Annotated in this window: 16 protein-coding genes, 3 pseudogenes and 2 riboswitches; of the genes and pseudogenes, 8 read left to right on the top strand and 11 right to left on the bottom strand. The window is 37.8% G+C overall.

Annotated elements, in window-relative coordinates; all coding sequences use genetic code 11:
• The first annotated feature begins 190 nt into the window (after positions 1 to 190).
• From CKJ95_RS17265 to CKJ95_RS17240, 6 genes are all read left to right on the top strand, one after another.
• Positions 191 to 901 (top strand): MOSC domain-containing protein, encoded by a 711-nt coding sequence (locus CKJ95_RS17265; protein ID WP_099354691.1) that lies wholly within the window; start codon positions 191 to 193, stop codon positions 899 to 901.
• A 128-nt stretch (positions 902 to 1,029) separates the two neighbouring features.
• A riboswitch (SAM riboswitch) is annotated at positions 1,030 to 1,127 on the top strand.
• A gap of 182 nt (positions 1,128 to 1,309) precedes the next feature.
• Positions 1,310 to 2,341, top strand: a complete 1,032-nt coding sequence (locus CKJ95_RS17260) for a methionine ABC transporter ATP-binding protein (protein ID WP_099354690.1) — start codon at positions 1,310 to 1,312, stop codon at positions 2,339 to 2,341.
• Positions 2,331 to 2,981 carry a methionine ABC transporter permease gene (locus CKJ95_RS17255; RefSeq protein WP_099354689.1) on the top strand — a complete coding sequence of 217 codons (651 nt, stop codon included), beginning with the start codon at positions 2,331 to 2,333 and terminating at the stop codon, positions 2,979 to 2,981. The genes CKJ95_RS17260 and CKJ95_RS17255 overlap by 11 nt, the downstream gene beginning before the upstream one ends.
• A gap of 18 nt (positions 2,982 to 2,999) precedes the next feature.
• The gene (locus CKJ95_RS17250) at positions 3,000 to 3,845 is read left to right on the top strand and encodes a MetQ/NlpA family ABC transporter substrate-binding protein (protein WP_099354688.1); all 846 of its coding nucleotides are present in this window, start codon (positions 3,000 to 3,002) and stop codon (positions 3,843 to 3,845) included.
• Positions 3,846 to 3,907: 62 nt separating this feature from the next.
• Positions 3,908 to 5,113, top strand: a complete 1,206-nt coding sequence (locus tag CKJ95_RS17245; RefSeq protein ID WP_099354687.1) for a M20 family metallopeptidase — start codon at positions 3,908 to 3,910, stop codon at positions 5,111 to 5,113.
• Positions 5,114 to 5,194: 81 nt separating this feature from the next.
• A riboswitch (ZMP/ZTP riboswitch) is annotated at positions 5,195 to 5,272 on the top strand.
• Positions 5,273 to 5,403: 131 nt separating this feature from the next.
• The gene (locus CKJ95_RS17240; RefSeq protein ID WP_099354686.1) at positions 5,404 to 6,603 is read left to right on the top strand and encodes a phosphoglycerate dehydrogenase; all 1,200 of its coding nucleotides are present in this window, start codon (positions 5,404 to 5,406) and stop codon (positions 6,601 to 6,603) included.
• A gap of 90 nt (positions 6,604 to 6,693) precedes the next feature.
• Here CKJ95_RS17240 and CKJ95_RS23505 read toward each other — a convergent pair whose 3' ends face one another.
• Positions 6,694 to 6,918: a hypothetical protein gene (locus CKJ95_RS23505; RefSeq protein ID WP_180271564.1), complete on the bottom strand. Its 225-nt coding sequence runs from the start codon at positions 6,916 to 6,918 to the stop codon at positions 6,694 to 6,696.
• A gap of 65 nt (positions 6,919 to 6,983) precedes the next feature.
• Positions 6,984 to 7,145 (bottom strand): hypothetical protein, encoded by a 162-nt coding sequence (locus CKJ95_RS23500; RefSeq protein WP_180271563.1) that lies wholly within the window; start codon positions 7,143 to 7,145, stop codon positions 6,984 to 6,986.
• A gap of 523 nt (positions 7,146 to 7,668) precedes the next feature.
• Here CKJ95_RS23500 and CKJ95_RS17230 point away from each other — a divergent pair.
• Positions 7,669 to 8,376, top strand: a complete 708-nt coding sequence (locus CKJ95_RS17230) for an SDR family oxidoreductase (RefSeq protein ID WP_099354685.1) — start codon at positions 7,669 to 7,671, stop codon at positions 8,374 to 8,376.
• A 335-nt stretch (positions 8,377 to 8,711) separates the two neighbouring features.
• Here CKJ95_RS17230 and CKJ95_RS17225 read toward each other — a convergent pair whose 3' ends face one another.
• Together CKJ95_RS17225 and CKJ95_RS17215 are read right to left on the bottom strand one after the other, a co-directional pair.
• Entirely contained in the window at positions 8,712 to 10,157 is a 1,446-nt protein-coding gene (locus CKJ95_RS17225) for an alkaline phosphatase PhoX (RefSeq protein ID WP_099354684.1), read from the bottom strand.
• Positions 10,158 to 10,662: 505 nt separating this feature from the next.
• Positions 10,663 to 10,863: pseudogene (locus CKJ95_RS17215) on the bottom strand (IS91 family transposase); the annotation flags it as partial.
• On the opposite strand from CKJ95_RS17215, the pseudogene CKJ95_RS17210 reads away from it, so the two are divergent.
• Positions 10,863 to 11,597 (top strand): annotated as a pseudogene (locus CKJ95_RS17210) (IS91 family transposase); the annotation flags it as partial. The pseudogenes CKJ95_RS17215 and CKJ95_RS17210 overlap by 1 nt on opposite strands.
• On the opposite strand, the pseudogene CKJ95_RS17205 reads toward CKJ95_RS17210, so the two are convergent.
• From CKJ95_RS17205 to CKJ95_RS17175, 7 genes and pseudogenes are all read right to left on the bottom strand, one after another.
• A pseudogene (locus tag CKJ95_RS17205) lies at positions 11,597 to 11,965 on the bottom strand (transposase zinc-binding domain-containing protein); the annotation flags it as partial. The pseudogenes CKJ95_RS17210 and CKJ95_RS17205 sit on opposite strands and share 1 nt — an antisense overlap.
• Positions 11,966 to 12,173: 208 nt before the next feature.
• Positions 12,174 to 13,016, bottom strand: coding sequence for a PRD domain-containing protein (locus CKJ95_RS17200; RefSeq protein WP_099354682.1), 843 nt, complete (start codon positions 13,014 to 13,016; stop codon positions 12,174 to 12,176).
• 54 nt (positions 13,017 to 13,070) lie between these two features.
• Positions 13,071 to 14,471, bottom strand: a complete 1,401-nt coding sequence (locus tag CKJ95_RS17195) for a sucrose-specific PTS transporter subunit IIBC (RefSeq protein ID WP_099354681.1) — start codon at positions 14,469 to 14,471, stop codon at positions 13,071 to 13,073.
• Between the two features lie 165 nt (positions 14,472 to 14,636).
• Positions 14,637 to 15,983, bottom strand: a complete 1,347-nt coding sequence (locus tag CKJ95_RS17190) for a glycoside hydrolase family 68 protein (protein ID WP_099354680.1) — start codon at positions 15,981 to 15,983, stop codon at positions 14,637 to 14,639.
• A gap of 117 nt (positions 15,984 to 16,100) precedes the next feature.
• Positions 16,101 to 17,441, bottom strand: coding sequence for a glycoside hydrolase family 68 protein (locus CKJ95_RS17185; protein WP_099354679.1), 1,341 nt, complete (start codon positions 17,439 to 17,441; stop codon positions 16,101 to 16,103).
• A 31-nt stretch (positions 17,442 to 17,472) separates the two neighbouring features.
• Positions 17,473 to 18,792, bottom strand: a complete 1,320-nt coding sequence (locus tag CKJ95_RS17180) for a glycoside hydrolase family 68 protein (RefSeq protein WP_099354678.1) — start codon at positions 18,790 to 18,792, stop codon at positions 17,473 to 17,475.
• 337 nt (positions 18,793 to 19,129) lie between these two features.
• Entirely contained in the window at positions 19,130 to 21,520 is a 2,391-nt protein-coding gene (locus tag CKJ95_RS17175; protein ID WP_099354677.1) for a GH32 C-terminal domain-containing protein, read from the bottom strand.
• Positions 21,521 to 21,767: the final 247 nt, after the last annotated feature.

The raw sequence follows: 21,767 nt of genomic DNA, 5'->3' as shown, positions 1-21,767 counted from the left end.
GCTACCCTCCTCAATCTAAAACAACCAATTAGAAGCTTTAATTTAATAGTATAGCTCGCCACCTTTTGTTTCAATATTTGAATTAAAAGAAATAATGAAATATATCTCAAGTATCCATCACTTTTAGCCAAAATTGGACAGATTCCTTCTATTCAACAGTGGTAAACTAAAACTAGAGGTGATAACGAAAATGGAAAACCAACCATACATAAATCAATTATTTATTGGCAAACCCAAAACGATGGGCGATCCAAATGCAAAAAAGCTCATGGATAAAGAATGGACAAGTGGTATTTTTAAAGAACCCATTCATAATCCGGTAATGCTTAATAAAGAAGGCTTAACCGGGGATGGTCAAGCTGATTTAATAAATCACGGTGGACCTGAAAAAGCAGTTCTTGCCTATGCAGCAACCCATTACGAAAAATGGCAAAGCGAATTGAATCATGATCAAATTGTAGCAGGAGCAATGGGAGAAAACTTCTCTATTGTGGGTCTCGATGAATCCAATGTTTGCATCGGGGATATTTATGAGGTTGGTGAAGCTTTGGTTCAAGTTTCACAACCACGTCAGCCGTGTTGGAAGCCTGCGCGTCGCTTTAAAATTCTAGATTTTGCATTACGGATTCAAAATAGCGGACGAACCGGATGGTACTTTCGCGTTGTCAAAGAAGGCATTGTTAAAGAGCAGGAAAAAATCAAGTTAGTAGAACGCCCATACCCTGAATGGACCATTGCTCGTTGCAATGAAATCATGCATGAAAAGAAAGATGATATGGAGGCAGCTGCGAAACTTGCATCCTGCAAATACCTTGCAGCGAATTGGAAAGAAACACTAGCAAAACGACTAAAGGGTGAATCAAAATCAATCGAAAGTCGTGTTTACGGACCAAATAAATAACTTTTTTATTAATAATGTTTAAATTATCATACAATAACTCTTTTCTGATAATAGCAATAATATAATTATATAAAATATATTGACAATAGTATATTCCAGATGTATAGTTTAAAACATATTAAAAATACTTCTTATCAAGAGAGGCGGAGGGACTGGCCCTGTGAAACCTCGGCAACGGACGATTTGTACCGTGCCAATTCCAGCAAGTAAGCTTGAGAGATAAGAAGAGGATACTGGAATTAACTTTCTGCCCTCTTCTGTCTGAAGAGGGCTTTTATATTTTTATAATATAATAATTTTCTTATCCAATGAGAGGTCGACCCTTATATAGAAATATGTTTTAGAGAATTGTGTCCTTCTTCTCTATGAAGAGAACTTTTTAAGGGAAAGACGAAAGGAGATCATAAAGTGATAGAGTTTCAGGATTTGATTAAGGTATATGACAGCGGCGGCAAACAAGTTCACGCTTTAAATAACGTCAATTTAAAAATCAACAAAGGGGAAATCTACGGAGTAGTCGGATTTAGTGGTGCCGGCAAAAGTTCATTAATCCGTTGTGTGAATTTCCTTGAACGCCCAACCTCTGGAAAAGTGATTGTAGATGGCCATGACCTAATGACTCTCCCAGAAAAGCAGATTCGCGAAGTAAAGAAAAATATTGGAATGGTGTTCCAACACTTTAACCTTTTAAACTCAAAAACAGTTTACGCAAATATCGCCATGCCTCTTATCTTAAGTAAAACACCAAAAGAGCAAATAAAAAATCGGGTTACAGAACTACTTGAATTCGTAGGATTAGGCGATAAGGCGGATGTCTATCCGGATCAGCTTTCCGGTGGGCAAAAGCAGCGGGTCGGCATCGCCAGAGCCTTGGCAACACAACCTTCGATTCTGCTTTGCGATGAGGCAACCTCTGCGTTGGATCCTCAGACAACCAGCTCGATTTTGCAGCTATTGAAAAAAATCAATCAAGAATATAATATTACGATTTTGATGATTACCCATGAAATGTCCGTGATTAGAGAAATCTGTGACCGCGTAGCCGTCATGGAGGCAGGACAAGTGATTGAGGAAGGAACCGTCTTTGATGTCTTTTCCGCTCCAAAGACTAAAACTGCACAAAACTTTGTCAGCACGGTAATGCATGATCAAATTCCTGAATCTATCTTAAACATGATTAAAGATAATCAAGGATCCCAGAATATTTTTCGCATTAGCTTTATCGGCCAGTCAACAGGCAAGCCGTTTTTATCGCAACTTGCCAAGAAACTGGATATCGATATCAACGTGCTCTACGGTAGTATCACAGAGCTGCAAGGAATTCCATTTGGTAACCTAATTGTAGAAATTCAGGGACCTGATGCCGAAGTCAAGCGTGCCTTAACGTATCTGCAGTCCAAACAAATCAGCTTCAAGGAAGTGACATCCCATGCTAGTTAATTCAGATCAGATCATCGAAGCGGTCATTGAAACGGTCCAAATGGTCGGGTTTTCCTTTATCTTTTCAATTGTACTCGGGCTGCCATTAGGCATTCTGCTTTTTGTCACCCGTAAAGGACAGATGCTTGAAAATCTACCCGTTTTTACCATCGTAAATGCAATTATTAATATTTTTCGTTCCGTCCCGTTCATCATTTTACTAGTCGCGATTATTCCGGTTACCCGTTTGATCGTCGGAACATCTATTGGCACACCCGCAGCGATTGTTCCACTCGTCTTTTACGCCGGACCATATATTGCGAGATTAGTAGAAAGCTCACTACTTGAAGTGGACGAGGGTGTGCTGGAAGCAGCCAATGCGATGGGGGCTACTCCCTTCCAAACGATTTTCCGATTCTTGCTTCCAGAAGCGCTCAGTTCATTAGTTGTAAACTTCACAATTGCAACAATCGGGCTGATTGGTGCATCTGCCATGGCTGGTACAGTCGGTGGCGGAGGAATTGGAGACCTGGCCATTAACTATGGCTATCAGCGCTTTGACACTATTACAATGATCATCACTGTTGTCATTCTGATTATAATGGTTCAAGGCTTACAATCATTCGGCAACACCTTATCAAAAAAAATAAGAAGAAGATAATTTAGGAGGAAACACGACATGAAAAAATTTGCATTAACAGTCCTACTAGTGGTATTAGTAGCATTCACAGCTGCTTGCTCTAACAATAGCGCAAGTGGAAAAGAAACAGATTCCGAAACAAAACACGTTAAAATCGGTATCACTGGTACAGACACTCGCACTTGGGACTTTGTATCTGAAAAAGCAGCCAAAGAAGGAATCGAGATTGAACTTGTCTCATTCAGTGACTATGTTCTACCAAACAAAGCACTTGCTGATGGCGAATTGGATGCCAATTCATTCCAGACTGTTGCCTACTTTGACCAATTTATTGTAGAGCACAATTTAGACCTAGTTCCAATTGCAACTACGTACCTTGCGCCAATGGCTATTTACTCTGACAAACTTAAGGATGTAAATGAAATTAAAGATGGTGCGAAAATTGCCTTACCAAACGATGTATCTAATCAAGGAAGAGCTCTTCTCTTGTTACAGGAGGCTGGACTGCTCAAACTAGTCGATGATTATGATGGTCTCGGAACGATTGAGGAAGCTGTAATTGAAAATCCTAAAAACATTGAATTAATCCCAACGGCTCCTGCTCAAATCCCAAGAGCTTTGCCTGATGTAGATGCAGGTATCATCAATAACGGATTTGCAAGAGATGCTGGTTTAAATCCGGTTAATGACTCCATTTTCCATGAAAGTGAAACAGCAATTGACTACCTTAACATTATTGCAGTGAACAAAGAAGACAAAGATAATGAAACATACAAACGCATTGCTGAGCTATTCCAGGAAGAAGATACAGCTGAATTCATCAATAAAGAATATGGCGGAGCACTGATTCCAACCTTTGTTCCACTAGAAAACATTGGCTGGTAATAACAAGTAGCTGAGGGAAACGTAGGTTTCCCTCTTTTTTGTAAAAAAAGGAGGAAGGATTCATGACCAATGTCATTACAAATTTAAGCGAAACAATTAAAGCAAATATTGATACACATAAGAAACGCTATATTGAAACAAGCCACAGTATCCACGCAAATCCAGAGATTGGAAATGAGGAATTTTTCGCCTCTGAACAATTAACGAAGATCTTAGAAGACGAAGGATTTACCGTTGAAAAAGACGTAGCCGGTCACAAAACTGCTTTTGTCGCCAGATTCAAATCAGAAAAGCCCGGCCCTTCCATTGCCTTTTTAGCTGAATATGACGCTCTACCTGGTATAGGCCATGCTTGCGGCCATAATATTATTGGAACCTTGAGTGTTGCTGCTGCTGTCGGTTTAAGTAAAGTGATTGCAGAAACTGGCGGTGAGGCGGTCGTCTTCGGAACACCTGCCGAAGAAGGTGGGCCAAATGGAAGTGCAAAAGGAAGCTTTGTTAAACACGGATTAACCGAAGGTATTGATGCAGCAATGATGATCCATCCGCAGGGAAAAACAAGTCTTACCTCTCCTTCCCTAGCTGTTGATCCACTTGATTTCGAATACATCGGAAAATCAGCTCATGCGGCTGCTGCACCTCATAAAGGTATTAATGCCCTCGATGCTGTTATTCAGCTATTCACCGGTATTAATGCACTTCGCCAGCATGTAACAGACGATGTCCGCATCCATGGCATCATCACACATGGCGGTGATGCTCCGAATATCGTACCTGATTATGCGAAGGCCCGATTCTTTATCCGTGCTGCTACAAGAACGAGCCTAAATGAAGTCACCCAGCGAGTGAAAGCAATTGCTGAGGGTGCGGCCCTTGCTACAGGCGCTAAACTTAATGTCATTGCTTTTCAAAACAAAGTCGATAACTTGCTGTTAAATGATGCGTTTAACACTGTGTTTAAAGAAGTTATTGAAGGATTAGGGGAACCTGTTGCTGGCGCAAGAGAAGGCATTGGCTCTACTGATGCCGGCAATATTAGCCAAGTTGTGCCAACCATTCACCCCTATATTAAAATTGGAGCAGATAATCTTGTTCCTCACACCGTTCCTTTTAGAGAAGCAGCAGCATCTGAGCGAGGTGACGAGGCTCTGATCACTGGCGCTAAAGCACTTAGTCTCACAGCCTTACGCCTAATTACAGAACCACAACTGCTCGACGCAATCAAGAGTGAATTCAAACAAAGAAAAGCAGCAGAACTTGCTGAATAAGAAACATTTATCGTCTAAAAATTTTAATTAATTAAAACTTGAAATATATCAAAAAACTTGGTATCATACTTACAAATCAAAAGGACTGTATGTAACTGGCGCACGCGGATAACCGCGAGGGAGCATATAGTGTCGGAGCCGTTCGCCTGGGCAGAGGTAAGGGAAAGTCCCTTGCCTCTTTCTGTTTATCGTAGGACATTCTGTCCACCCTTAACAGATCCAGACATTCATAAATTTTTATATTAATAGTTTTTTAGTGAAAATCTTAATCAAAAAGTGAGGTAGACGAGATGAGCACACTTATTGAAAATCAGGTTAAAACAGTTAAAACATTAAATAATATTGCTGAAAGCGGGCTAAAGGTATTCAAAAATGACCGTTTTGTAATTGATGATCAAAGCGAGAACCCAGATGCGATTGTTGTTCGTAGCTTCGATATGCATGACCTTGAGTTCGGCGATAACTTAAAAGCAATTGCACGCGCTGGTGTTGGTGTTAACAATATTCCAATCCAAAAATGCACGGAGAAAGGTATTGTTGTTTTTAATACACCAGGTGCCAACGCAAACGCAGTAAAAGAAATGGTATTAACTGCATTAATGGCTACGTCCCGTAATGTTTTTTCAGGGATTGCTTGGACAAAGACATTAGAAGACAAAGGTGAGCAAATACCTCAACTTGTTGAAAAAGGTAAAAAGCAATTCGTTGGAAAAGAAATCAAAGGTAAAACCCTCGGTGTAATCGGTTTAGGTGCAATCGGTGCACTTGTTGCAAACGATGCGCTTGATTTAGATATGGATGTTATCGGGTTTGACCCATTTATCTCAGTTGATACAGCTTGGAACTTATCACGTAATGTTCAGCGTGCCATGTCACTTGAACAGCTTTTTGCAGAGTCAGACTATATTACCGTTCATGTACCTTTAACCAAAGACACAAAAGAAATGTTTAATAAACAGACTTTCAGTATTATGAAGCCAGGTGTTCACATCATTAACTTTTCACGTGGAGAGCTTGTGAACGAAATCGATATGGCAGTGGCACTTGAAGATGGAATCGTTGGAAAGTATATGACAGACTTCCCTAATGAAAATGTGTTAAAAATGAAGAATACCATTTGCACTCCACATCTAGGTGCTTCTACAAATGAATCAGAAGAAAACTGTGCGATTATGGCAGCTCGTCAGACAAAGGAATACTTAGAAACTGGAAACATTAAAAACTCTGTTAACTTTCCAAACGCAGCTCTTCCTTATACAGGAAAAACGCGTGTAACAGCTTTCCATAAAAACGTACCAAACATGGTGGGTCAAATCACATCCGCTATCTCTAATTATGAGTTAAACATCGCAGACATGGTAAACCGTAGCAAGGGTGAATATGCCTATACGATGATTGACATTGATAATGAAGTAAATGGCGAAATCGTTCCTAGCATATTAGAAAGAATCAAGCAAATTAACGGAATCATTTCAGCACGTGTAATATAAAAAGAAGCAAGGGGCGCGCCCCTTGCTTCTTTTGCGTGTTAATAAATAATAAATTTGAACCCTAAAGTGTGAACATAACCTATACGGATACTAAAAAAGCATATCAATGAGCTCACTGCCACCAAGATATACGAAGAGCAAAATAATTAATACTAAAAATAGATTAGAAGCTTTTCCATTACGATAAACAGGGTCTATTTGTTTAGAGTTTAATAAATATAATAGGCCTAATGAAAGTGCTGGCATAAATATGGATCCAAGAATGCCATAAATAAAAACAATTGCAACAGGCTCATTAAATAACAAAAGTAACATAGGCGGGAATGTCATCCAAACAAGATATGCGCGATAAGCTGGATCTTTTTCAGAGATTGGTTGATTTAATTTGTTATTCTTCTTTCCACCATTTCGTACGATTCGTACAAAGTCAGCAAAAAGATTGCAGCAACAACGATTCCTGGACCAATAACCGATAATTTCCCTTTTAGGGTTGATGGTGGATTAGCTAAAGGTTCATAGGTTCTTTCTACTTTTGTTTCCAAATTATCAAACACCCCATTTTTTATTAGTTTTGTTTCAAAATACACGCACTTCGCTTAGGTCGATATGTACAAAAAACTTTTTTCAATATCAATGCATTAAATAAAATATCCCTAAACTAAAAGCTATTTTATATATATCGTTATCCCCATTCCTTTGTATTAATTTTCTCAATAATCTAAATATAGTTAAACTTACCATGTAAGCGTTATCAATTCATTGGTTGTAATGTAAAAAAATAACCCTAGGTAATTTTACAAAACGTAAAATTCGATACTATTTTACTATTTTTTTTCATCTTTCTATTACTTTCTACACAATGAAAAAAGCGGCCTACGATTGACCGCTTCTAATCTAAATATAATTGGGAAACAAGGACAGATACACTGTCCCACTCTCTAACATTACTTTTTCCCTAAATATGGTATAATTTCATCTATATACTATTAGTTATTATTGTATAGAAATAAGACTGGACTGAAAATAATCGGTATTTTATATCCATGTATGTAGGAGGTTATAAGGTTGGCGCAATTACAAGGAAAAACAGCAATTATTACAGGAGCGAGCAGTGGAATTGGTGCAGCTATTGCAAAAGAACTAGCTAAGGAAGGTGCAAATGTTGTCTTGGCTGCCCGTAGAATAGAGAAACTAGCCGAAGTAGAAAGAGAAATAAATGAACAAGGAAATGGAAAGGTCTTAACAGTACAGACGGATGTAACAAATAAACAAAACATTGAAGACTTAGTCAAAAAAGCTGAGGAAGCATTCAACCACATTGATATTTTAGTGAATAATGCGGGTCAAATGCTTTCTTCTCAAATTCGGTTAGGAAAAGTAGAAGAATGGGAAAGTATGATGGACGTGAATATAAAAGGAGTACTTTACGGTATTCATTCAGTACTACCGTCCATGCTTGAGCGCTCCAGTGGCCATATTATTAACATCGCGTCTGTTTCAGGCTTTGAAGTAACAAAGACCAGTACTGTCTACAGTGCAACGAAATTTGCGGTCCGCGCAATTTCCGCAGGACTAGAAAAGGAACTAGCTAAAACCGGTGTCCGGGTCACCAATATATCTCCAGGTATGGTCGACACTTCTTTAGGTAACGGTAGTTCACGGAATAACGAACGGAAAAAACTAGAACCAAAGGATATTGCAAAAGCAGTAGTATACGCTGTAACTCTACCGGATTATGTAAATGTAAACGAAATAACCGTTCGCCCTGTTTAATAGTAACTTAACTTATCTAGAACCAGGCTGGACCAACTCTTGGATCCAGCCTAAGACAGTGTCTCCCCTCTACCCTTCCATAATATGAAAAAAAGGACTGATTCCATTGAATTCAGTCCAGATTCTGATTAATCTACTAAATAGCTATAAAAGAGTATTAGTTTATAAGCTCCTTTTCTCTACGAGAGAGGTTCGAAATACAAGAGCACTGTTTGCATTTATGACAGTTTTGCTGTTTCGGCTGTTTTTTAAGGTTGAGATCCATAGGTTTGATATTGTCTCTGTTTTCTGCAGTAATCATTAACATACATTTCGCCCTCCTTGGAGCTATTTATTTATATTATTGGCATTCCATGACGTTCTAGGGCTGCAGCTTCCAAAACCGACATACCTTGTTCTTCTGCAAAGGCAGTTAGTTTTTCAGATACGACAGGAGCAAGACTAGATGGTGGTGCAGCATGGTTCATTGCACGTCTGCGAGAAGAATTTCGTCTTGCAAAAGGTCCCCAAATTGCAAAAGTAATACCTGGTGTTTGCATATTAACGAAAAACGTATTTCCATCGGGAGAGAATGTAGGTCCAGCAAATTCAGAACCATTCATCCTATTTTCAGCGAAAGTATATATATTACCCTCCGGTGTTAATCCCACAATTCGATCATTCCCACCACCATCTTCCGCAATCCAAAGATCTCCCCAAGGAGTAATGGTGATATTATCTGGCATTTCTAAATCGTTTTTATCAGTAGACTCATAGAATAGTTCTAAAGTATTCGTTGCAGGGGTATAGCGATAAACACGTCCTAGATTTTTAGAGCCTGCACTTGTATCATCAAACCAAAATGTACCTTCAGAGAAATAAGCGCCTTCTAAGCGGCTAAATTCAATACAACCGAGATCTTTTGCATCCTGCTGGGCTCTTTCAGGGTTCAGTTTTTTCCATACCACGCCAAATGTTTGGCCTGAATGGAACTGGCTGGCCTTGCTGCTTGGTAATTCCTCTATGGCTAGCGCTTCAAGAGTTCCTCCTTTTTGAAGAGACCCGAGTGTTTGACTCCGGTCATGCGGAGTAAAACGATATAAGAAACTTGGGCTCGCATCTTCTGTTAAATACCAAATGCCTGTTGAAGGATCGACATGCCCAGCTTCATGAGAAAAGTAACCCATATCACGAATAGGTGTTTTAGACATCTCATTTTCAGGATCTAGAGGGTTTACTTCAAATACAAAGCCATGGCCCATATTCCGTGTTTCCTCCATTGTAAGCCAAGTTCCCCAAGTCGTAGCGCCTCCTGCACAGTTGCGGATGGTCCCTGAGCTTGATACATAATGATCAATGAGCTCTCTATTTGGTCCGACAATTAAAGTAGTTGTACCGTCGGAAGCACCCTTACTCCAAGGATTTTTCCCGTTAACTGGATAATTGGAGTTTGTACTATTTTCATGATTTCTTACAAGAATCGTTGTATTCTTTTCACCTTTGAATGCCGCCATCCCATCATGCATCGCAGGTACTTTGTCACCATTTGGCATAAGGTCTCCTGTTTGAGATAACATTTTGTAATGGAAACCTTTAGGAAGGTCAAGAATACCATTTGGATCCGTTACAAGAGGCCCATAACCTCCAAATCCAGTCGTTGGATTGTTTGTTGTAGATGCAAAGCCTTTCGTAGCTCCAGTGAGAGAATAGATCCCTGTTGTACCGAGTGTTAATGCTAAGGTACTCATTCCACCAACTTTTAAGAAATCGCGTCTGTTCATACCATTATTGCTAGATTTCATCTACACTACCTCCAATTTTTTAAGATGATAACGTTGTAGCTAACTCTAGTAATAAAGGTAACAATTTTTCTTAAATGTACTGTTAAGAACCTGTAATTTCGTCACACTTATTCAAAAATAAATCAAAAGCCTCATATGCTAGATAAAATAATAGAGATGGTATGTACCGTTAGTAATATATGAATGTCGAAAAGTGAAGAATCAATAATACATAATGGGGGGGCAGGGCGATCATTGCAGTAAGTTATACCTACTTCATTTATTAACTTTTTTAATTCTTTGTAAAAAAAGACTGGACCACTATAAGAAAAACCGGGCATAGCCCGGTCCTTTTCATGGTTAGAGAATATCCGATAATTTGTACTCTATGCCATGTACCCCTTTATAATACTCAGGATACATTTCACCCCCACATTTTTCACATGCAAACATAGGAGGAGTTGTCGGATCTCCATCATCCATTAAATCGAAATCCCTTACCACGTTAATAGGAATCTCTTCTTTCTCATGACACGCCAAACAAACATAGCTGACGCTCTGTTGCTTGGACTGGTTTAGGCTTATGTTTTTCTTCTTTTTCTTTCCCTTTTTGCGGGTTTTTGATACCGGTGAGATCGTTAATCATCCTTTCTAAATAAGCTCTTGTAGTTTTGCATAAGGCTACCTTTATTTCTAATTTACCATTTTCAAGGCAGACTTCTCGCTTCTGCAAGACTACTTACTGACTTCTTCAAAAAGAAAGCAAAGGTAACACCTGGGATTATTGCTGGACTCCACACTTTTGGTTCAAGGGTCAACTTCAATCCTCACGTACATATGTTAGTTACAATGGGCGGATTAACAGAAAAAGGAGAATGGAAGCAGTATGATTTCTTGCCATTTACGATGCTTCGTAAACAATGGCAAACGGTCGTATTAAAATTAATTAGAAACGGAGTTTCACCAAGAGAAAAGAAAAGAATCCAACCAAGACTTCAAAAGGCGTTCACCAATAATGGCGAAGGCTTCTATGTGTATGCACCTAAACAGAGGGGAAAAATAAAAGAACAACTTCGTTATATTGGCCGTTATATTCGTCGACCAGCGATTGGAATCAATCGGATTGAGGCATATGATGGGCAATTCGTTACGTTCAAATATAAGGATAAAACTGACGGAAAAGACAAATCCGAAACCGTAAGTGTCGAAGAATTTATTTCACGTTTAATTCGCCATATCCCAGACGAGCAATTTAAAACTATTCGGCATTACGGTATGTATTCTAGAAGATCAAAAAACTTGTGTAAAAAAGTGTTGAGTACTTGGCAACAAAAAGCAAGACGTTGGGTTGTAAAAGTTAAGAAAACCTTACGTCGCCAGACGTGGCGTGAAAGAATAGTAGCCAGTGGCAAGAAAGACCCTCTCGTTTGTCAGAGGTGTGAATGTTACTATGAATACAAGTCCATTAAATCTTTTAATAGATGTCGGTGAAGGAGAAATACATCTCTTAGTCCTTCATCAATCGTAAAAATTACGTGCCGATGATTAACCTGAAGAACATCTTCAGTATGTAACCTACTCCATTCTTCACTTTCTCCAACAGAGCACGTGGTACAAAATCGACCTTTACATCGGTAAGGAACCTTTCGCACATCATGACAACCTTCACACACAAATAACTTAAATCCATTTTTGATATCCCCACAATCTCGAAATTTCTCAACCTCCTTAATTACGATAGGGCGGATTTTAGCACCGTGTTTTCTTTTGAAAGCTTCCCAATGTTGGTGTTTATCAAAAAATATTCTTCTCAATATATTGGTCTCCATAAAATGAAAATACCACAGCTTAAATGACTGTGGTAGACCCAAATTTTTATACTTTCTTATCTTTGAACAAAAGAAGATTTAATCGTTTACGTAATCGATTAAATCAATAATAAATCACTCAGCTATAACATGTCAATAAAAAAAGATAGCGCTTTCATTAAATTATAAAAAGAATGATTCGAAAATCATCCTTTATGTTCTGATAATCTTAAGATACAACAACTCGACTATAAAATCTTTGTATATGCATCGATATATACATTAATTCTGCCTCAGGAAATTCGATCCTATACTTCTCTTCTAAAAAGTGACCTACTTCCTGCGCACATGTAAAAGCTTTCGTGAAGTTTTCTTTAATCATACTAACCATTTTCTCATCATAATCATGGTTCTTTTCATTAGACAATAGACTTTTAAGTGAAAAGCGTAAATGGGTAATTAATCGCTCATATGACAGTGTATCCTCTACGATATTTATCATCAATGAATTTTCAATGATACTCGTAATTTCTTGAATCGTTGTTGTAATGTCTATTGTTTCCTGCATATCACCAGCATTCATTCTAGCTGTATGCATATGCAAGGCAATATTACCTACTTCATCATCTGGAATTTCTATCTCGAGCTTCTCTTTTATTAGCCCCCTAGCCCAAAGTCCAATTTGATATTCTTTTACATAAAGAATTTTAATTTGGTCAAGCAGCGCATTTTTAATAGAAATCCCATTTGTTAATCGTTCTATTGCAAAAGATAAGTGATCAGAAAATGCTACATGGACATGCTCGTTAACGATGACACCAAATTCTTTTTCTGCATAAGTGATAATTTCTTCTGCAATTTGGATATGCTCTTCGGGAAGAAATTGCAAGATTTCTTCGAATTTTTTATGCTCATTTGGATCTTTCATAACAAAAACCTTATCAATTTTAGCTTGATTTACCGGATCGTTCTTTCTTTTTTGGAAACCTATTCCTTCCCCCATTACAATCTTTTCTCCGTCCCGGTCTTTTACTACAACCGCACTATTATTTAAGATTTTTTTAATTCTCATCTCTTTCACCTTCCTCTTTTGCTCTCGCATTAGTTGTGATTTTACTCTAACACTTTATTCAATTTCTTCCTTGCCTAAAAGAATCCAAGTAGCAATGAACGCGGTAATGACAGAGATTCCCAAACCAATGAGGTAATGCATTAAATTTGAAACCCCTAACGGCGCTACGATCGCGATCATTGGAATTCCTGTTAAACCATAAGAGTTGGCAACAACATGAGTAAGAACAGCATATGCTCCTCCAAAAGCACCTCCAATTGCTGCACCTATGAATGGTTTAACAAGTTTAATATTAATCCCAAAAATAACCGGTTCTATAATCCCAAGGAATGCCGAAAAAGCTGAAGGGATCGCAATTTTTTTCGTTCTCTCATTCTTCGTTTTAAAAAACACAGCTAACCCCGCTGCACCTTGAGCAATATTGGCCATTGACCAAATCGGTAATAAAAAGTTCACACCAATCTTTGGATTTGCAAGCAATTCCATTTCAACAGCATGTAAAGTATGATGTAACCCTGTTACAACAATGATTGAATAAAGTCCTCCAAATATAAATCCTGCTATTATGCCTCCAGACTTATAGATAAATTCAAACGAAGTTGTCATCATATCACCTATAAATAGTGAGATCGGGCCGATAACTAAGATTGAGATAAAACCAATAGATATGATAACTAAAAATGGGATAAAGAACAGATCTAATGCAGTTGGTATTATTTTTCTCAATCCTAATTCAAGCTTACTCATAAAAAAGACAGAAAGTAAAATCGGAATCACTGTTCCCTGATACCCAATTAAGGGGATTGCAACTCCCAGTACTTCCATAGATTCCGGCACCTTAACCCCAAGCATGGAGGGGCTTAACAGTAAAGGGTGAGTTAATATTCCACCAATTACCGCACCTAGAATTTGATTACCGCCAAATTCCTTTGCTGCACAAAAACCAATTAAAATAGGCAAAATAATAAATGCCGCACTTGAAAAGATTTCCATCATTTTCACTAATGAACTTTCAGGAGGTGCCCAATTAAACACCTTGATCATTCCAATAAGTCCCATTAATAAACCACTTGCGACAATAGCAGGAATAATCGGAACGAAAATATTTGACAATGTTTTAGCAAATTGAACAAAAGGGTTCATTCTTACCTTTGGTGATTTTGTTTTAGGAGTGTTCGTAACAGGTGCTGGGTTTATTTCAAGAATGGCTCTATATACATTATTAACAATACCACTACCTATGATAATTTGAAAAAGTCCAAGTCTTGAAAAGGTACCATGTACACCGTTCATTTCATCTATTGCAGCTTTATTTACTATACTTTCATCATGAAGTTCAAAACGTAATCGAGTTGTACAATGAGTAATCTTTATAATATTTTCTTTGCCACCTAATAACGTTACTAATTCTTTAGCGATATCTTTTGCTTCTTTCTGTTGGTCTTGTATAATCATCTTCCACCTTATATTTATTCCTTATTAGAGTATTCGTTGGGTATTACTTAGTTTTGTGCATTGTAACTTAAGTAAAAAAATGAAAAGCTATATAACTGACTGTAGCGCTCAGTAAAATATACTGAACGCCACTTATTCCCATATTCGTTTTTAATTAGACTTACTTTATTTAAAAACTCCTTGTTTTTTTTCGTGAACGATTTTTGTTTCATCACGTGTTATCGATAGTTTTAATGAAGGTGCCAGCATACCACCGAAATGCTCCAATTGATATTCTGGTGATTGCTCGCCTATTTCATAAATATCTTTCCCATCTACATTAACATAATTCACAAAACTAATCACAGTGCCGTTTGACATAACCATCCATGAATATGCTTGATATGGATTATCGGTAGGATTTGCAATTACCAGTCCACTTTCATTCAAAGGTTGATAGCCTCCAAAAAGTGAGTCTGAAGTAAATCCGTATAATCCTTCCGGAGAATGAAGACCTGAGGCAAATTTCTCACTATGTGTTTTTGCAAAAAGATAGTAGCTATTTCCTTTTACCATAAGACTTGGTCTTTCAAGTTCATCATTTACATAGTTCGCTTCCAACAATGGTGGTAGCAAATTAAATGTAGATAAATCTTGATTCGTTGCTTTTGCAATGCCAATACTTCCATTAAAGGCTTTTGAACCTTCAGGAATGACGTGGTATTGGCGAAATGCAGAGGTACCAATATATTCATGTTTATATAATCGGTCTTCAAGCTTTCCAGCAGAGTTTCCTTCAAATAAAAGATATTCTTCCCCAGTCTTTGGATCTTGGAAAAAATACGGGTCACGGAATGCATAGGAAGACTCTTCTGATCCTGTTTGCTCACTTGTTTGATAGTATTCGCCATCTGCCTCGAGAATCATTTCGTGTGCTGACCAATTTTCAAATGCAACACTGGAGTTCGTTGTTTTTATATCAGCCGTTGCAGTTGCTATTCTTTGATCATAGCTTAATTGAGTTTCACCTTTCTTACCAGTTGCAGTATAAAAAATTTGTAATTTTCCATCTTTATGAACGATCGTAGATCCAGCCCATTGCCTTGAGCCCAATGCTTCTCCATCTTTAAAAACAGGGCCACCTGACTCCCAGCTCTTACCGTCCTTTGAAAAGAAATAATGAATTTCAGCTGTATCATGTCGCTTACCAGGAAGCACATCTTTTGGCACTGACAAGGCAAAAATAATTTTATAGCCGTTAACTACAGCAGGATGACCATTCTTATCTTGCAATGGCCAAGTATCCCAAATATAAGAGTCAGATGTAATGTTAACAAGTTCATCTTTATTGATCATTGGTGCTGTATTTTTATCATTTATTGAAAGACTACTAACATCTTCACGAGTCCAATTATAAGTATCAATATTCTCTTTGGCAGATACACCTGAACTTACAATAGGTGCGAATATAGCAGAAAGTCCTATTATTGCTGCTATAAAAAATATGCCCTTTTTATTTCTTTTCCGTTCCATTCTTGTTTCCCCCTAATAGACTTCTATTAAACATGGCCTATAATATCTAAAACAAAATGCACAGAATGGTCAGCCAATATCTTGCACGATTAGCTGACCATTTCTATTATCATTTCCTTATTGCTTAATCCAACCAGGGCTATATTCTTTTACTATTTTTGTAGTATTGCCTTTGATTGATAGCTTAACTGTTAGAGCTAACGTTCCACCAAAATGTTCAAATTGGAATTCTGGTGATTGGTTTCCTACATCACCAATTGACATATCACCTAAATCTCCAAAATGAGCAAACCCTACTACATTTAAGTTCGGAAGAACAAGCCATGAATATGCTTGATATGGATTTTCAGGAGGATTTGCTAAAACTAAACCACTTTCATTCAACGGCTCATAACCACCGATTAATGTATCAGAAACAAAACCATAAAGACCTTCAGGACCTTGAAGCCCTTCAGCATATTTATTGATATGGCTATCTGTGAAAAGATAATATTTTTTATCCTTTACAACGATGTGAGGACGTTCTAATTCTTCATTTACATAATTTGCTTCCAAAAGTGGTGGAAGCATTTTAAGATTTGAAGGATCACCATCAACTACCTCTGCGATACCGATGTTGGCATTCGCATGTACAGCACCTGCAGGAACTGGATTTTCACTTGTGTACTCAGTACTTCCTGCATATTCTTGTTTAAATGTGCGTTCACCTACAGCACCGCCTGAATTACCTTCAAACAGAATATATTCCTTATCAGTTTTTGGGTCTTTAAACCACATTGGATCACGGAAAGCATAGCCTCCGCCTTCACCTTGCTGTGCTTGCTCTTTTGTTTGATAATATTTACCATCTGGTTCTAAAATGATCTTGTGATCACCCCAGTTTTCAAAGTGAACTCCATTGCTATCGGCAATGATATCACCTGTAGCCATTGCTAATCGCTGTTCAAAAGTTAAATGCTCTTGTCCTCTATGTCCAGTCGCTGTATAAAATGCATGAATTTTCCCATCATCCATCATTGCAGAACCAGCCCATTCACGAGAACCTAATGAAGCTCCTTCTGGGAAAAGTGTTCCGCCAAGTGTCCAATCTTTACCATTTTTCGAATAAAAATAGCGGATTGTTGCGATATCATGTACTTTACCTGGAAGTACATCATTTGGTGCTGATAATGCAAACAACACTTTCCATCCTTTAACAGATGCGATATTTCCATCACGATCAGTTAGTGGCCAAGTATCCCAAATATGATAATCTGGTGCTAATTTCTCTAATTCACTTATATCTGTATAAGGTAAAGTATTATCTTGATTAAGTTCAATATTTGACGCCTGTTCTCTTGTCCAATTTGTCGTTACCTCTGTTTCTGCTGCTTTAACAGTTAGTCCAGAAAAACTCGATGCTACAACACTTGCTGCTAATACGATTGCCGATACTGCTTTTTTATTCGTAAGGATCATGCTAATTTCTCCTTTCAATTTTTAATCTTTATTAGCGGTTTGCACCAAATGGCTTAATTTCACCATGTTTACCTTCTTTTGTAATCTTAGATGTATCTCCATCAAGCTTGATTTTTAATGTTGGGGCGAATGTTCCTCCAAATTTCACTTGACCGTTCTCATCTTTTGGTTCGTTAATAAAGCTGATGACCTGCTGATCTGGAAGAACCATCCAAGAATACGCTTGATATGGATTATCTTTTGGATTCGCAATAACAAGTCCACTTTCGTTCATTGGTTTATAATCACCGAACAATCCTTCACTAACAAATCCATAAACACCATCAGGACCAGTTAATCCTGGAGCATACGTAAATGTATGGCTAATTGTAAATAAATAATAATCATCACCATTTATTACAACATGTGGACGCTCCATTTGATGATTTGTACCAACTGATTCTAATAAAGGAGGTAAAAGCTTCAATTCACTAACGTCTTCATCAAGTACTTCTGCGATTCCGATATTACCGTTATACTTTTCTGCCCCTGCAGGAACGGTATGTGTCATGCGGTATTCTTCGTCACCGATATTTTCAGGTTTGATAAAATCTCTGTCGCTTCCAGCTTGTCCTTCGAAGATAATATATTCTTTTCCTGTATTCGGATCTTGGAAGAAGAATGGATCACGGAATGCAGTGATGATCGGGCTGTCTGCTTGTTCAATTGTTTCATAATGTTTGCCATCTGCTTCAAGGATGATTTCGTGTTTTCCTTCATTGCTCAAATGAACTCCGTTTTTGTCAGTACTGATGTCAAAAGTCGTTTTAGCAAGTTTCTGTACTGCTCGCTTATCCCATCCGTTGTAGTCCCAATTTTCTCGATCTCCAGTAGCTGTATAGAATAAATGCACTTTCCCATCTTCATCGATCATAGATGTACCAGCCCATTGCATATAACCTAGAGCTTTATCATAGTCATAAGGAATTCCAGCGTAAGTCCAATCTTTTCCGTTTTTCGAATAGAACATCCCAATTCTTGCTTCAGTATGACGCTCTCCCCATCCTAATGTACGAGGTGCTACCAATGCGAATGCAACTCTATAGCCATTAATAATCGCAAGTGAACCATCTCTATTTTGCAGCGGCCATGTATCCCATACCCATTGGTCTGGTGCTACAAGATCAAATTCAAGATCAATTTTAGGTGCAGTTGTTTCTTCCGTAAGAGTTACTTTCTCTGCTTGCTGACGTGACCAGATTGAAGTTTGATACACATCATCTGCTGCCATTGCTGGTGTAACTGCAAGACAATTTGCTGCAACAACTACTGACAGCACAAGTTTTTTTAATGTACTACTTTTCTTTTCCATTTCCTTTTCCTCCATTTTTCGCGGTAGTTTTAAGAATTTTCTGTTTTTGCAGACTAGTCAAAATTCGTTATTTGACCACAAAAAAAGACCTAAAATGTATAAGGATATGTCTACCAAAAAGGTACACATTGCCCTTTATACACTTTAGGTCTTGCCTGCTTAACCAGTCACAATCCCGCATAATTTTGTTTACACAGATCATTCTATTCTTTTCGACAATTTATATCAATAGTATAATAGACTCTTAATTCCACATGAATTGATAGTTACTTTTTTACTAGCTCTCATAAAACTTATAGTAAAATATTAACTCAACATTGGTACAAATAGGTATTATTTAATCTTCCTCTTCTTCAATCGCTGTATCCATACTCCATACACTCATCGAGCGTACAAAAGGCTCTCCTTCTATACCATATAGTTCAATACCTTTTGATTGATCAAGCGTTGGAAACACACGAGAGGATATGCTTTTTTCATTATTTATATAGGCTTCAACAATAGATTTATCAACCAATAGTTGCAGTCTTAAGATATTGTCTTCAAGATTTAATTCCCCACCTTGAATTCCTTTTTCAATATCAGGTTTTTCGCTTGATCGTTCGCGATCAATCTTAATCATTTTGCTCTCATTATCATAAAAAACAGTCGTTTCTTCCCGATTATTTTGGTCTTTTAATAGTTTCAATCCAGCAGCTTTCGTATTTGAAACATCAAGTTCTAACTCGATTTCAAATTGATCACTTTTGATTTTTTCAAGCTGTTTATTCGCTTCAGTCAATGTTGTATTTTCAATGGCAAGCAGTTCATCTTTTCGAAGTGATTTAGCCTCTTTAATCGGTCGAATACCAAGATCCTGCTTCTCACTTAAATATATTTCTAGTGGCATACCTGCACCATGTGCCCATCCTGATTGATATTTGTCAGCTTCTGAACGTCTGTCTTGTAAAATACTCGTTACAATGGTACGTCCCTTCTCGTCCACAAACCCTTGTGCTCCTGTAAAATGTTCACCATAATCAAACATTTTAGGCTCCTCAGTGTCAGGGATAAACTCCAATCTATCTGGGTCCCAAGTCCCAACCCAATAAAATGTGAATCGAGCAGCATGTGGACTAGGAGACATAAAATAAGGACTAATCATTAATACATATTTTTGTTCTCCAGTTTCATCGTTTTTAATTGGCACTAAAAACGGCAGTTCCCACACATCACCTGTCAGAGGATATTTTCCTTTATCCCCTATCATTAATGGTTTTTCATACTTCCAGTGTTCAAGATCTTCTGACGTATAAAGCAAAGCAGTTCCTCCCGCATCTTCAACACCAGAGCCAACAAGCTGATACCATTTATCTCCATGTTTCCATACGTACGGATCACGAAATTGCCCAAACATTACCTTTCCTTTTGGAGTATCAATATTCTCTTCTTGGATTGTTACAGGGTCAGGATTCATGTTCCAACGATCCAGGTTGATATCATTTGCATCTGCTGCCCTCGCTATCCCTGTCATTTGATTCGGATTCATTTCATCGTGTCCAGCAGTGTAAAATAACACTGGTACTCCATTTTTATCATAAGTCGCACTTCCAGACCAAACACCATCACGTGCTGCAGTTCCCTCAGTTGGACTTAAAGCAATCGGGCTGTCTTCCCAATGAACCATGTCATCACTCGTAGCATGTCCCCAATGAATTTGATGCCAAAAAGGCCCTGCTGGATTAAACTGATAAAACAAATGATATTTTCCGTTATAATAAATTGGTGCATGCGGTTCATTCATCCAATGCTGTGGTGCTGTGAAATGGTAATTCGGGCGATAACGGTCTCCTTTATAAACGGTTCGATCAAATCCTGTATCTGGTATAGGTACTTCATTATTCAACTCGTTAAGGACCTTTTCATAGTTTTGTTTAATTGTTTCATTGCTAAATGCTTTATTGTAAAGTGAAACATTATCCATTAAACCATTAAACATATTTGCTTGAAACACATCAGACACAGCGACTGCCTGATTATGCTTTCCAACACGTAACGGCAAATGATTCGCTTGTGTAAACTCGCTATTAGCAGGCACTTCTTTTTCTTGAACAAGTTCACCGTTTAAATATAGAGAAATTTTATTTGTTTCTTTATCAAATTGTGCAACAATGAAAGACCAGTTATCTTTCGGCAAAACTTTCCCTTCAGGAGACCAAATTTCATGCCACTCACCGTTTAGAGCAAGCTGAAACGTCATATACCCATGCCTTCCCATGCCTAAAATAAAACCTTGTTTCTTTTCCTTATCATGTTGATTCATAATAACAGATGGTTGCCCGTTGTCTCCCCATTCATACGCTCTAGGTGCAACCCATGCTTCAATCGAAAAAGCATCATTTGGTATATGAACCTGCTCTGGCGCTAGTTCAATCCAGTTTGAATAACCATCAAATAGTAATGCTTTCCCGCTTATTCCGCTTTTCCATTGCGGAGCTGATTTTCCTGCATGCTGAATTTCAGACGGAATAGATTGTGCATGATCTCGAGTGACTTTTCCTGTTCCTTCATCAAATCCCCATTGATGAAGGGCCTGGACACTAAGAGTTTTCCCTACTGGTTGGTCATTATTTTGATTTGTATTTTCTAATTTGGAGTTTAGTTGCTTTTCTATCAAAACTCCTGTAATGGTAATAGAGAGTAATGCAAAAACAACTATTCCTATCGATATAATCCATTTCTTTTTCATGTTAAAAGCTCCTTGTCTATTAATCTTTTTTTAACAAAAAAAGACCTGAAATGGGTAAGGCTATGTACACACAGAAGGTACATACTTCCTTTCCATTTAGGTCTTGCCTGCCGAACAGTCACAATCCTGAGATATTCAGTTTTACAACATTATTCTAATTTTTTAATACGATCTACCAATGAATAATACAGTTATATATACTATTGTCAAGGCCGGTGTAAAAATTTATTTTTTAGCCGGTTTATTT

The sequence above is a fragment of the Fredinandcohnia onubensis genome (assembly GCF_002734285.1).
Classification (GTDB): Bacteria; Bacillota; Bacilli; order Bacillales; family Bacillaceae_L; genus Ferdinandcohnia; species Ferdinandcohnia onubensis_A.
Note: the sequence above shows the minus strand (reverse complement) of the source record. Positions and strands in the feature narration are given on the sequence as shown.